Annotated in this window: 13 protein-coding genes and 1 other annotated feature; of the genes, 7 read left to right on the forward strand and 6 right to left on the reverse strand. The window is 50.8% G+C overall.

All coding sequences use genetic code 11. The features are described from left to right. Nucleotides 1-345, forward strand: coding sequence for a hypothetical protein (locus tag J8X26_RS27695; protein WP_244370657.1), 345 nt, complete (start codon nt 1-3; stop codon nt 343-345). Here the strand turns inward: J8X26_RS27695 and J8X26_RS17795 are convergent. Both J8X26_RS17795 and J8X26_RS17800 read right to left on the reverse strand, forming a co-directional pair. Next, the gene (locus J8X26_RS17795) at nt 317-538 is read right to left on the reverse strand and encodes a TraR/DksA family transcriptional regulator (protein WP_152323977.1); all 222 of its coding nucleotides are present in this window, start codon (nt 536-538) and stop codon (nt 317-319) included. The genes J8X26_RS27695 and J8X26_RS17795 overlap by 29 nt on opposite strands. Then, nucleotides 538-813 (reverse strand): hypothetical protein, encoded by a 276-nt coding sequence (locus J8X26_RS17800; protein WP_208951526.1) that lies wholly within the window; start codon nt 811-813, stop codon nt 538-540. The genes J8X26_RS17795 and J8X26_RS17800 overlap by 1 nt, the downstream gene beginning before the upstream one ends. Before the next feature lie 200 nt (nt 814-1,013). Here J8X26_RS17800 and J8X26_RS17805 point away from each other — a divergent pair, with 200 nt between their 5' ends. From J8X26_RS17805 to tyrA, 3 genes are all read left to right on the forward strand, one after another. Further along, on the forward strand, nt 1,014-1,604 hold the full coding sequence (locus J8X26_RS17805; RefSeq protein WP_152323975.1) for a phage repressor protein CI: 591 nt from the start codon (nt 1,014-1,016) through the stop codon (nt 1,602-1,604). 296 nt (nt 1,605-1,900) lie between these two features. Then, nucleotides 1,901-2,977 (forward strand): 3-deoxy-7-phosphoheptulonate synthase, encoded by a 1,077-nt coding sequence (locus J8X26_RS17810; RefSeq protein WP_208951527.1) that lies wholly within the window; start codon nt 1,901-1,903, stop codon nt 2,975-2,977. Nucleotides 2,978-2,983: 6 nt separating this feature from the next. Further along, a complete protein-coding gene (gene tyrA, locus J8X26_RS17815) occupies nt 2,984-4,105 on the forward strand; it encodes a bifunctional chorismate mutase/prephenate dehydrogenase (RefSeq protein WP_101078506.1) in 1,122 nt (373 codons plus the stop codon). 72 nt (nt 4,106-4,177) lie between these two features. On the opposite strand, the gene pheA is transcribed toward tyrA, so the two are convergent. From pheA to bamD, 4 genes are all read right to left on the reverse strand, one after another. Next, nucleotides 4,178-5,332, reverse strand: a complete 1,155-nt coding sequence (gene pheA, locus J8X26_RS17820) for a bifunctional chorismate mutase/prephenate dehydratase (protein ID WP_208951528.1) — start codon at nt 5,330-5,332, stop codon at nt 4,178-4,180. Nucleotides 5,333-5,385: 53 nt separating this feature from the next. Next, nucleotides 5,386-5,510: a sequence feature (Phe leader region), on the reverse strand. Further along, nucleotides 5,462-5,509, reverse strand: a complete 48-nt coding sequence (locus J8X26_RS28055) for a hypothetical protein (RefSeq protein ID WP_369794779.1) — start codon at nt 5,507-5,509, stop codon at nt 5,462-5,464. It overlaps the preceding feature by 48 nt. 136 nt (nt 5,511-5,646) lie before the next feature. Beyond that, nucleotides 5,647-5,991 carry a ribosome-associated translation inhibitor RaiA gene (raiA, locus tag J8X26_RS17825; RefSeq protein ID WP_152323971.1) on the reverse strand — a complete coding sequence of 115 codons (345 nt, stop codon included), beginning with the start codon at nt 5,989-5,991 and terminating at the stop codon, nt 5,647-5,649. A gap of 314 nt (nt 5,992-6,305) precedes the next feature. Continuing rightward, nucleotides 6,306-7,040: an outer membrane protein assembly factor BamD gene (bamD, locus tag J8X26_RS17830; RefSeq protein WP_104924502.1), complete on the reverse strand. Its 735-nt coding sequence runs from the start codon at nt 7,038-7,040 to the stop codon at nt 6,306-6,308. A 130-nt stretch (nt 7,041-7,170) separates the two neighbouring features. Here bamD and rluD point away from each other — a divergent pair, with 130 nt between their 5' ends. The 3 genes from rluD (at nt 7,171) to clpB (ending at nt 11,589) form a co-directional block, all read left to right on the forward strand. Further along, complete coding sequence (gene rluD, locus J8X26_RS17835) at nt 7,171-8,148, forward strand: 23S rRNA pseudouridine(1911/1915/1917) synthase RluD (protein WP_152323970.1); 978 nt, start codon at nt 7,171-7,173, stop codon at nt 8,146-8,148. After that, nucleotides 8,148-8,885 carry a purine nucleoside phosphorylase YfiH gene (gene yfiH, locus J8X26_RS17840; RefSeq protein WP_208951529.1) on the forward strand — a complete coding sequence of 246 codons (738 nt, stop codon included), beginning with the start codon at nt 8,148-8,150 and terminating at the stop codon, nt 8,883-8,885. Before rluD ends, yfiH begins: the two co-directional genes overlap by 1 nt. 130 nt (nt 8,886-9,015) lie before the next feature. Continuing rightward, nucleotides 9,016-11,589 carry an ATP-dependent chaperone ClpB gene (clpB, locus tag J8X26_RS17845; RefSeq protein WP_208951530.1) on the forward strand — a complete coding sequence of 858 codons (2,574 nt, stop codon included), beginning with the start codon at nt 9,016-9,018 and terminating at the stop codon, nt 11,587-11,589. The last annotated feature ends 301 nt before the right edge of the window (nt 11,590-11,890 follow it).

An 11,890-nucleotide genomic window follows, 5' to 3' on the forward strand; every position in this document is an offset into this window, starting at 1 on the left:
ATGCAGGGGCGCGCGCAGGCAGCGCGGAAGGGCGGCAATCTGAGAAGTGCCGCCTGCTGGCGCTGGCAAAAATCACGGCTCAGCGGTTTTTCCAACGGGCTGCTTATTGCCGGGCGCGGCGCATTCCACCACCACGGACCGGATTCATTTTTTCCGGTCAGGGGAGCGAACGCAGAAGATGATGTTATCTCCGGCAAATTAATTTTCATAAACTATTTCCCCCAAACGGTTTTGCAGAAAAAAGGCAGCAACATGCCTTCCCGGAAAAGGAATATTTCCAGAATGAATTTATTAAAAACTGAAAAAGAAAAGTTACTTATACGGGGCGGTAATTCTTTTTCCTGAGCTCATTAATCTCCTGACACTCAATACAACGCTGAACGCCCGGAATAATCTTTCTGCGCTTTTCCGGAATGACACTCCCGCAATCCTCACAGAAGTATGCAGACGGAGCACGCGTCGTGCGGGTTGCGCGGGCGATTTGTTCCTGTAAAACAGTTAACTGATATTCCTGGGATTCATCCATCCAGTCTGCCATCAGCAAAATTCTCCTGTATATCGCGCGGTAAAATGGCACAGGGATAATATGGCCTGAGCAATTTTTAATTGCTCCTCGGGTTTTAATTCTGAATACGTCAATAAGGTATGACGGCGCTTAAGTCCGGCATGGAAACATAATGTGGTTTTCAATTTATCCGAAGCCTGATCAAAAATTGTTTCCAGTTTATTTTTTCTGTCAGAAAAATAGGTTTCCTTTAAATGCGCGATCTGGCGCAAGCCTGTGAGTCGCTGCTGCTCTGTGCCTAAAAACATAACCCCTCCTCAATGACCCCATTCCGTGAGCAGGAGATCCTCCTCTCTTTGCCGCCTGTTGCTTCAGGAACGCATTGCGGATTCTCCACTGCGCCGTAAATTTGGTATCATGGCTTTCTAATGGTACATTACATAATCAATCTAAACTTGCATTTGCAAGTTGTCAAGATGATATTTACAGGTCCAGGGGTTTTCGCCAGATGCAATTAGATGAACTCGAAGGTGGGAAAGCCGTTCTGACGCGTATGCTTCAGGCTTACGGCTTTAGCATGCAGAAAGAACTTGGTGATCTGTATGGGTTATCCTCTGGAACGATAAGTACCTGGGTAAGAAGAGATTATTTTCCCGGTGATGTGGTTGTCGCCTGTGCGCTGGATACCGGTGTTTCACTGCGCTGGCTTGCAACGGGCAAAGGGAATATGCAGGATGCGCCGTCCGCAGGATCATCCGCTTCTGCAAGTGTGCTTCAGCTTAAAAAGTTGAGATTGCGAGGTGGCGCTTTAGAAGAGGAAGGCATGTGGGTAGTCGATCCTTCTTTACTGGACGGTTCTCTGGCTGAACCGGCTTACATCGTTAAAGGCAATCACTCCTGGATCATCGATTTAGGCAGCACAATTCCGGGCAACGGGCGCTGGCTTTTGAATATCGATGGCGATGTGGATGTCTATGACGTGGCGCGTATCCCGGGAAATCGCATTAAAGTGACGCGGCAGGACAGCCATTTCGAATGCGGCGTGGAAGAAGTCACGGCGTTAGGGCAGGTCTTTATTACGCTTGATCGCAATCTGTAATTCTTCACCCTCAGCAACCGCCCGGACGCTGAGGGAAATCCCGTAAAATTCCCCTTATCTTTCTGACTCCCCAATCTGACTTTTCCTTATCCCTTCACACTGTGTGTAATTTCCACGGTACAGCAGGATCAACCCCTGAAGAATTAATGTAAACCTAACTTTCCGTATTCTGGTTTAATGGCTGGTAATGGTAATTTTAAGTTTACAACTAAGGCTTGATAAGTTTACGCGCTGTGTTAATGTTGTCCGCAGATGCCTCAATGGCAGCCCATTTTCCTGATAAGCGGAACACCATCATGCAAAAAGACGCCCTGAATAATGTTCATATCACTGCCGAACAAATCCTGATCACCCCGGAAGAATTGAAAAATCGCTTTCCTTTAAGCGTCAGTGACGAAACCAGCATTTCCGAAGCACGTAAAACCATCGCTGATATTGTGCATGGTCGTGATCCTCGTCTGCTGGTGGTGTGTGGTCCTTGTTCCATTCATGACGTTGACGCCGCGCTCGATTACGCGCGTCACCTGAAAACGCTGGCAGCGGAACTGAGCGACCGTCTGTACATCGTGATGCGTGTTTACTTCGAAAAGCCCCGCACGACGGTAGGCTGGAAAGGTTTGATCAACGACCCGCACATGGACGGCACGTTTGATGTTGAAGCCGGTTTGCACATTGCGCGTGATTTGCTGTTGCAGCTGGTTGGCATGGGATTACCGCTGGCGACCGAAGCGCTGGATCCAAACAGCCCGCAGTACTTAGGCGATTTGTTCAGCTGGTCGGCAATCGGTGCGCGTACGACAGAATCTCAGACTCACCGCGAAATGGCGTCAGGTTTGTCCATGCCGGTAGGCTTCAAAAACGGTACCGACGGCAGCCTGGGCACGGCAATCAATGCTATGCGTGCAGCGGAAATGGCGCACCGGTTTGTTGGCATCAATCAGGCCGGTCAGGTTTGTCTGTTGCAGACCCAGGGTAACCCGGACGGTCACGTGATTTTACGCGGCGGCAAAACGCCAAATTACAGTGAGCAGGACGTTCAGGCGTGTGAAAAACAGATGAGCGACGCGGGACTCCATCCTTCCTTGATGATAGATTGCAGTCACGGTAACTCAAACAAAGACTATCGTCGCCAGCCCGTTGTGGCTCAGTCCGTAATTGATCAGATTAAGGCCGGCAACCGCTCTATTACGGGCCTGATGCTGGAAAGCCATCTGAACGAAGGTAGCCAGTCTTCTGAACAATCGCGTTCAGAAATGAAATACGGTGTGTCGGTAACCGATGCCTGTATCAACTGGGAAACCACGGAAAACCTGTTACGCACCATGCATCAGGAACTGGGTGACGCACTGGCGGCACGAATCGCAGGAGAGTAAGTTTTTATGGTGGCAGAACTTAACGCGTTGCGCGATCAGATCGACGACGTCGATAAAGCGTTGTTAGATCTCTTATCACGGCGTCTGGCGCTGGTGGCAGAAGTCGGGGAAGTCAAAAGCCGTTATGGTTTGCCGATTTATGTGCCTGAACGGGAAGCCGCAATGCTGGCCTCCCGCCGTCAGGAAGCGCAGAACCTCGGGGTTCCGCCGGATCTGATTGAAGATGTATTGCGCCGCGTAATGCGTGAGTCCTACTCAAGCGAAAACGATAAAGGCTTTAAAACGTTGCATCCGGCGCTGCGTCCGGTAGTGATTATCGGTGGAAACGGGCAGATGGGGCGTTTGTTCACGCGTCTGCTGGAGTTGTCCGGTTATCAGGTCAAGGTTCTGGAGCAGGAAGACTGGCCGCAGGCAGAAACATTGCTGGCCGATGCCGGAATGGTGATTGTCAGCGTGCCGATTCATCTGACCGAAGAGGTGATTGCCCGCCTGCCAAAACTGCCTGATGACTGCATTCTGGTGGATCTGGCGTCGGTAAAAAACCGTCCGCTTCAGGCGATGCTGGCAGTACACGAAGGCCCGGTGCTTGGCCTGCATCCGATGTTTGGTCCGGATGTCAGCAGCCTGGCAAAACAGGTTGTGGTGTATTGCGATGGCCGCGAACCGCAGGCATACCAGTGGTTACTGGAGCAGTTGCAGGTGTGGGGCGCGCGGTTGCATAAAATCAGTGCGGTTGAACACGATCAGAACATGGCCTTTATTCAGGCGCTGCGCCACTTCGCGACATTCGCGTATGGCTTACATCTGTCGGAAGAGAATGTTCAGATTGAACAGTTACTGGCGCTGTCTTCGCCGATTTACCGCCTCGAGCTGGCGATGGTCGGGAGACTGTTTGCACAGGATCCTCAGCTTTATGCAGACATTATTATGTCCTCCGAAAGCAATCTGGCACTGATAAAGCGTTACTATCAGCGATTTGGTGATGCGCTGGCGCTGCTGGAAAGCGGTGATAAAGACGCGTTTATCAGCAAATTCAGAAAGGTTGAGCACTGGTTTGGCGATTATGCACCACGCTTCCTGAAGGAAAGCGGTGCGTTATTGCGACAGGCCAACGACAACCGTAAGTAACGGCTGATTCAGTTAAAAAGAAGGGCGCCGCATCATGATGCAGCGCCCTTTTATTTTGGCTCAAATAACCGGTCAGAGATCGACAGACACGACGTTTTCGCTGGGGTAACAACCGAGCACTTTCAGGGAACGTGTGATCGGGGCCAGATCCTTCAGCGCTTTTTTCATCTCTTCCGAACGCAGGTTGGCCTGCACGTCGATATAAAACATCTCTTCCCACGGATTGCCGTTAATCGGGCGAGATTCCAGTTTCGTCATGATGATGCCCTGATCGCGCAGAACCAGCAGCGCATTCACCAGCGCACCTGCCTGCTGACCTGTCGCCATGATCAGAGTGGTTTTGGCAGGAACCTGATCGGTCACTTCAATTGCTTTGCGTGCCAGAATAATGAAGCGGGTGATGTTTTCCTTCTGATTCGCCAGATTGTGTTCAAGCACTTGCAGTTTATACAGTGCGCCACCGGCTTCGCTGCCGAGTGCGGCAATGTGCGGCGAATTTGCGGCGGCCACTTTTTCCATGGCAGCGGCGGTGCTTTCGCAGTATTCAATTTTCCAGTGCGGGAAGCGGTTGATGAACTGGCTGCATTGCTGGAACGGCTGCGGGTGGCTGTAGACCGTCTGGATCTGCGAAAGGTCCGTATCGGTCGCGACCAGAACGCAGTGATCAATAGGGTTAGTCAGTTCGCCGACAATCGACAGGCTGGTGTGTTGCAACAAATCGTAAACGTCATTGATTGAGCCGGAACTGGTGTTTTCGATAGGCAACACTGCGTAATCTGCCTGACCGGTTTCTACCTGCGAGAAGATATCCTGGAATTTCTGGCAGCCGCATTCGATGAACTGATCGAAATGACGGGCAGCAAACTGACGGGCGGCGAGGTGTGAATAGGAGCCTTTCGGGCCAAGAAACGCGATACGTGCGGAGTCGGAACTGGTTTTGTTCAGATGCTGCTGAAGAAGTGCCTGCTGTGTCAGAACGGAATCTTCGATAATAAGCTGATAAACGCGGGTGATGTAATGTCCGTCCAGACCTTGTTTTTTTCCTTCCTGAATCAGTGCATTAATCAGTTCTATCTCGCGCTCTTTATCGCGAATAGGGCGGTGAGAGTGCATCTTGGATTGCGCGACTTCAATCGCCATCGAACGTCGTTCTGCCAGCAGGGCCAGCAGTTTCAGATCTAATGCACTGATGCGCTCGCGCAGTGCCAGTAATGAATTCTCGGTCATGTTATTACCCTTTTGATGTTCTTTCTTTCAGCAAAATTGTGTGAAACGCAGGTATAAAAAAAGCCCCCTTTTCAGGAGGCTTTGTTGTTCGTCTTCGCATTCATTCTTTCGCGACGAAACGCCTCCCAATCAGGGGAAGGTAAAAAAGAATGCGAAGAAAAACAGACGGGTATTCATGTAGGTGTTGTTTCCATAAAGTTGAACTGAGTCTTAAAGTAACCGCTGGGTTTTCCCTGTGTCAATAAGGATTTCTTTCAGGCACAAAAAACGCGCTCCTGAGAGCGCGTTGTGAACTGCCTTTTCGGATAACCCGGTTATTCCTCTTCTTCCTGCACCGGTTCCAGATTGAGTTCTTTGACGCCGGATTCTGCACGGCGGGCTTCACCCTTATGCTGCGCTTTGTTGAGCTGACGCTCAAGTTTGGTGGTCATGTCGTTAAGGGCAGCATACATATCATCATGCGTGGCACTGGCAACCAGTGTGCCATTCGGTGTACTGATGGTCGCATCGGCGACAAATCCCTGAGGTCCTTTCGACAGGATTACGTGCGGGTTAATGAGCTGAGTTTGCCATTTATCCAGTTTTTTCAGACGTCCTTCGATGTGTTCACGAATCGCGGGAGTGATGTCCATTTGTTTACTGGTAATGTTAACTGTCATATGACTTACCTCTCTTTTTCCGTCTCCGATGAATCCAACATACCAGCCTTTTTTGTGAAATGCGTGCTCAAATCCACGGTTTTTTGTCACTTTTTGTCAACTTTGAAGATTCTGTGACCCAGGGTAATTTATGGCGGGAAAGGTCTTGAGACTTGCTGCCGGAGCAGGCATGATTGATGGGATCAGTACGCTATTGTTTCGGTTTTTTCCAGAATTTTGCCGCGCATTTTTTTATCCTTTCTGTTTTCACTCCCCCAAAAAAGAGCCAAAAAAAACGGCAGCCTGAGCTACCGTTTGTGTACGGACATGTAAAATTACGCTGCGCTATTGGCGGCAATAATTTTCGCGACTTTGTCAGCCTGGTTGTTCAGCTGCAGTTCGCGGTAGGCATTTTCCATCAACGGCAGCGCGTCGTGCGTTGCTTTCGTATCCGGATAATCTTTCAGCATTTGCTCTACACGGTTAACGACAGCGACGTAAGCGCCACGTTTAGTGTAGTATTGCACCACTGACAGCTCGTATTTCGCTAAACGATCTTTCAGGAATACCAAACGTTTCGTCGCATCAGTGGCGTACTGGCTGTTTGGATACGAGTGGATCAGCTGGCTGAAATCACGGAATGCTGCACGTGCATGCTGTGGATCGCGGTCTGAGCGATCAACACCGAAAAATCCTTGCAGTGCACTGTCATCCAACGCCATATCCGTCAAACCACGCATGTACATGACGTAGTCGATATTGGGATGGGTTGGGTTCAGGCGCATAAAGCGATCAATAGAAGCCTGAGCCATTGGCAAGTCAGCAGACTTGTAATAGGCATAAATCAGATCTAACTGAACTTGCTGCGAGTAAGGCCCAAACGGATAGCGGTTATCCAGCGCTTCTAATTGCGCAATCGCGCCTTTAAAGTTACCGTCCTGCAGCTTTTGCTGGGCAGTCGCATAAAGGACGTTAGGCGGATTATCGGGAACCGTTTCTTTGGAACTGGAGCAACCGACCAGCGCCAGGCTCAACGTGGCTGCTGCCACCAGATATTTCACACGCGTCATGACGTTTTGATTATCCTCAGGTGTTATTCTGGGAGACTGTCCGTTAAGCTCCCGACAAAGACCAGCTACAATAGCACATTATTTTAAACGGCATCGCCGTGAAAACCCAACGTTAACCAAGAAGCTGCATATGGCACAACAAGTACAACTCACCGCAACGGTGGCCGAATCTCAACTCGGTCAACGGTTAGATCAGGCTTTGGCCGAATTGTTCCCTGATTATTCAAGATCTCGCATAAAAGATTGGATCCTTGAAGACAGGGTCACGGTCAATGGCAAAAAAGTGACCAAACCAAAAGAAAAAGTGTTGGGTGGCGAGGCTATCGCAATCGATGCGCAAATTGAAGAAGAAGCGCGTTGGCTGCCACAAGATATCGCGTTAGATATCGTGTATGAAGATACTGATATTTTAGTCATCAATAAACCCCGCGATTTGGTTGTTCATCCGGGCGCAGGGAATCCGGATGGAACAGTGCTCAACGCATTGCTTCATTATTACCCTGCAATTATCGACGTTCCCCGCTGTGGCATCGTTCACCGTCTCGATAAAGATACTACCGGTCTGATGGTGGTCGCAAAGTCGGTTCCGGCACAAACGCATCTGGTGACGGCACTTCAGGCTCGCGAAATCACCCGCGAATATGAAGCCGTCGCGATTGGTACAATGACGGCAGGCGGCACAGTGAATGAGCCGATTGCGCGCCATTCCACCAAGCGTACGCACATGGCGGTCCATCCGACGGGTAAACCGGCGACTACGCACTATCGCATCATGGAGCATTTCCGTGCTCATACGCGTTTGCGTTTGCGCCTGGAGTCCGGACGTACACACCAGATCCGCGTACATATGGCACATATCAACCATCCTTTGTTAGGCGATCAGCTCTATGGTGGTCGTCCGCGCCTGCCAAAAGGCGCCTCCGAGTCGTTCATTAATATGCTGCGCGGATTCGATCGTCAGGCTCTTCACGCGACTATGCTGCGTCTTTATCATCCGGTCACCGGTATCCAGATGGAATGGCATGCGCCGCTTCCTCAGGATATGGTCGATCTGATCAATGCGCTCAAAGCCGATACCGAAGAGTTCAAGGATCAGATGAACTGGTAATGAGCTCGCTTATCCAGCCTCAATGGCCGCAACCGGCATCGGTACGGTCATGTGCAACAACCCGTCAGGGAGGCATCAGTTTGCCTCCTTACGGATCGCTTAATCTCGGCGGACATGTCGGAGATAGCCCTGAACATGTCGCGGCGAATCGTCAGCGCCTGGTCGAACTCGGTGAATTGCCGTCTGCGCCGCATTGGCTGGAGCAGGTTCATGGCACCGATGTTGTTAACCTGACGCATCAAACTCCTTCACTTCCTGCTTTAGTTGCCGATGCAGCTTATACCTGTGAAACGGGTGTAGTGTGTGCCGCAATGACAGCTGACTGCCTGCCGGTTCTTTTCTGTAATCAGGCGGGTGATGAAGTGGCAGCAGCGCATGCGGGCTGGCGTGGATTGTGTGCAGGTGTGCTGGAAAATACGGTTTCCCGTTTTGCATCAGCGCCGGACAAGATTATGGCGTGGCTCGGGCCAGCCATCGGGCCGTCGCAGTTTGAAGTCGGGGGCGAAGTGCGTGAAGCCTTTATGGCTTTTGATCCCGTATCATCGGCCGCATTTGTGCCAGCGGGTGAGAAATTCATGGCGGATATTTACCTGCTTGCACGGCTACGCCTTCAGGCGGCGGGCGTCACGGCTATTTATGGTGGCGAGTATTGCACCGTGTCTGACAGTACCCAATTTTACTCTTACCGGCGTGACGGAATTACCGGGCGGCTGGCAAGTTTAATTTGGCTGATATAACCTGTCGAATCAAGACGATCCATCGCGCATAGCAGCTGTCCTCCGAATATACTGCCAAGATAACCTTGAAAACGTGAGGGTTGACCTCATCTAATCTCCAGTAGCAATTTTGTTCAGTATTGGAGGTGTTATGCGTCTGGATCGTCTTACCAGCAAATTCCAGCTTGCCCTCGCGGATGCTCAGTCTCTCGCGCTCGGGCGCGACAATCAATTTATCGAACCCGTCCATCTTATGAGTGCTTTACTCACTCAGGAAGGCGGAACCGTGCGTCCTTTATTAACAGCAGCCGGGGTTGATACCCAGAAACTGCGCACGGATGTTGATCAGGCTTTGGGGCGTCTGCCGCAAGTTGAAGGTACCGGTGGTGATGTTCAACCATCCCATGAGCTGGTACGTGTTTTAAATCTTTGTGACAAATTGGCGCAACAACGCGCTGATACCTTTATTTCTTCAGAACTCTTCGTTCTGGCTGTCATGAAAGACCGCGGCTCTTTGACTGATATGTTGAAAGCCTGCGGCGCAACGGCCGAGAAGATTGCTGTGGCTATCGATCAAATGCGTGGAGGTGAGAAAGTGGATGACCAGAATGCCGAAGACCAACGTCAGGCATTGAAGAAATTCACTATCGATCTGACCGAGCGTGCCGAACAGGGCAAACTGGACCCGGTCATCGGTCGTGATGAAGAAATTCGGCGGACTATTCAGGTATTGCAACGCCGTACCAAGAATAACCCCGTGCTGATTGGTGAGCCTGGCGTCGGTAAAACCGCCATTGCGGAAGGTCTGGCGCAGCGCATCATTAATGGTGAAGTCCCGGAAGGGCTGAAAAACAAACGCGTGTTGTCCCTTGATATGGGCGCGTTAGTTGCCGGGGCGAAATATCGCGGTGAATTTGAAGAACGTCTGAAAGGCCTGTTGAGCGATCTGGCAAAACAGGAAGGGAACGTCATTCTGTTCATCGACGAATTGCACACAATGGTCGGTGCAGGTAAAGCGGACGGCGCGATGGATGCCGGTAACATGCTGAAACCAGCGCTGGCGCGAGGTGAACTTCACTGCGTGGGTGCGACGACGTTAAATGAGTATCGCCAGTTCATTGAAAAGGATGCGGCGTTAGAACGTCGTTTCCAGAAAGTGTTTGTGGCCGAGCCTTCTGTCGAAGACACCATTGCGATTTTGCGTGGGCTGAAAGAACGCTACGAGCTGCATCACCATGTGCAAATTACCGATCCGGCGATCGTTGCGGCGGCAACTCTGTCGCACCGCTACATCTCGGATCGCCAGTTGCCGGATAAAGCAATTGACCTGATAGATGAAGCGGCGTCCAGCATTCGTATGCAGATGGACTCTAAACCTGAGTCTCTTGATCGTCTCGACCGCCGTATCATCCAGCTGAAACTGGAACAACAGGCACTGAAGAAAGAATCGGATGACGCCAGTGTGAAACGTTTGGAGATGCTAGAAACTGAACTGAACCAGAAAGAGCGCGAATATTCTGAGCTGGAAGAAGAGTGGAAAGCGGAAAAAGCGTCCCTGACCGGCACACAGAATATCAAAGCCGAACTCGAGCAGGCGAAGATCACGCTGGAGCAAGCTCGTCGCGTGGGTGATTTGGCCCGTATGTCAGAATTGCAGTACGGGAAAATCCCTGAACTGGAAAAACAGCTGGCAGCCGCCACTCAGGCGGAAGGTAAAACCATGAAGCTGTTACGCAACCGCGTAACAGATGTGGAAATTGCCGACGTGCTGGCGCGCTGGACCGGTATTCCGGTGGCACGCATGCTGGAAAGCGAACGTGAAAAACTGCTGCGTATGGAAGAGGAGCTGCACAGCCGCGTGATTGGTCAGAACGAAGCGGTCGAAGCGGTATCCAATGCGATTCGTCGTAGTCGCGCAGGATTGTCGGATCCAAACCGACCTATCGGGTCATTCCTGTTCCTCGGGCCGACCGGTGTCGGTAAAACAGAGCTGTGTAAAGCACTGGCGACATTCCTGTTTAACAGTGATGACGCGATGGTCCGCATCGATATGTCAGAGTTTATGGAGAAACACTCCGTGTCACGTCTGGTCGGTGCGCCTCCGGGTTATGTTGGTTATGAGGAAGGGGGCTACCTGACCGAAGCGGTTCGTCGCCGTCCTTACTCTGTCATCTTATTAGATGAAGTAGAGAAAGCGCACCCGGATGTGTTCAACATTTTATTACAGGTGTTGGATGACGGTCGCTTAACGGACGGGCAGGGCAGAACGGTCGACTTCCGTAATACGGTAGTGATCATGACTTCTAACCTGGGCTCCGACATTATCCAGCAGCATTTCGGCGAGGCGAGCTATGCGCAGATGAAAGAATCCGTCATGGAAGTGGTGACACACAGCTTCCGTCCGGAATTCATCAACCGTATAGATGAAGTGGTTGTGTTCCATCCACTGGGTCATGCGCATATCAAAAATATCGCGAAGATTCAGCTGGAGCGTTTGTATAAACGTTTGGAAGAACACGGCTATTCAGCAACGCTGACCGATGCCGCGCTTGAACTGCTTGGCAATACCGGTTTTGACCCTGTTTATGGTGCGCGTCCATTGAAACGTGCCATCCAGCAGGAGATTGAAAACCCGCTGGCGCAGCAAATCTTGTCAGGTAAGCTGATTCCAGGTAAGCCAATTACTGTTGATGTGGAAAATGATCACATTGTCGCAAGACAGTAATCAGTAGATAAAAAGCCAGTTACGGGCTCCAAAGCGATTTGGAGCCCGTTTTTTATTCATTCATTGAGCGTAATTAACGCATTCGATGTTTTTCTGAACGGTTGATAAAATAATTGAAATTAGGGGTTGCGGCTTGCTGAGAACTCCCTATAATGCCGCTCCATCGACAGGGAACAACGTGAACAACATCACGAAGTGACCGGTCGGAAAGATTAAAAACAGCGGCAATCGGATGAAATAAACGGTTGACACTGAATGAGGAAAGCGTAATATACGCCACCTCGAGTTAGCAAGCGAAAGC

The sequence above is a fragment of the Rahnella sp. ChDrAdgB13 genome, assembly GCF_017655185.1.
In the GTDB taxonomy this organism is placed as follows: domain Bacteria; phylum Pseudomonadota; class Gammaproteobacteria; order Enterobacterales; family Enterobacteriaceae; genus Rahnella; species Rahnella contaminans.

What these genes read in the sequence shown, in the direction of transcription:
- J8X26_RS27695 (WP_244370657.1), top strand. Translation starts at nt 1, where the DNA reads ATGCAGGGGCGCGCGCAGGCAGCGCGGAAGGGCGGCAATCTGAGAAGT.
- J8X26_RS17795 (WP_152323977.1), bottom strand. Translation starts at nt 538, where the DNA reads ATGGCAGACTGGATGGATGAATCCCAGGAATATCAGTTAACTGTTTTA.
- J8X26_RS17800 (WP_208951526.1), bottom strand. Translation starts at nt 813, where the DNA reads ATGTTTTTAGGCACAGAGCAGCAGCGACTCACAGGCTTGCGCCAGATC.
- J8X26_RS17805 (WP_152323975.1), top strand. Translation starts at nt 1,014, where the DNA reads ATGCAATTAGATGAACTCGAAGGTGGGAAAGCCGTTCTGACGCGTATG.
- J8X26_RS17810 (WP_208951527.1), top strand. Translation starts at nt 1,901, where the DNA reads ATGCAAAAAGACGCCCTGAATAATGTTCATATCACTGCCGAACAAATC.
- tyrA (WP_101078506.1), top strand. Translation starts at nt 2,984, where the DNA reads ATGGTGGCAGAACTTAACGCGTTGCGCGATCAGATCGACGACGTCGAT.
- pheA (WP_208951528.1), bottom strand. Translation starts at nt 5,332, where the DNA reads ATGACCGAGAATTCATTACTGGCACTGCGCGAGCGCATCAGTGCATTA.
- raiA (WP_152323971.1), bottom strand. Translation starts at nt 5,991, where the DNA reads ATGACAGTTAACATTACCAGTAAACAAATGGACATCACTCCCGCGATT.
- bamD (WP_104924502.1), bottom strand. Translation starts at nt 7,040, where the DNA reads ATGACGCGTGTGAAATATCTGGTGGCAGCAGCCACGTTGAGCCTGGCG.
- rluD (WP_152323970.1), top strand. Translation starts at nt 7,171, where the DNA reads ATGGCACAACAAGTACAACTCACCGCAACGGTGGCCGAATCTCAACTC.
- yfiH (WP_208951529.1), top strand. Translation starts at nt 8,148, where the DNA reads ATGAGCTCGCTTATCCAGCCTCAATGGCCGCAACCGGCATCGGTACGG.
- clpB (WP_208951530.1), top strand. Translation starts at nt 9,016, where the DNA reads ATGCGTCTGGATCGTCTTACCAGCAAATTCCAGCTTGCCCTCGCGGAT.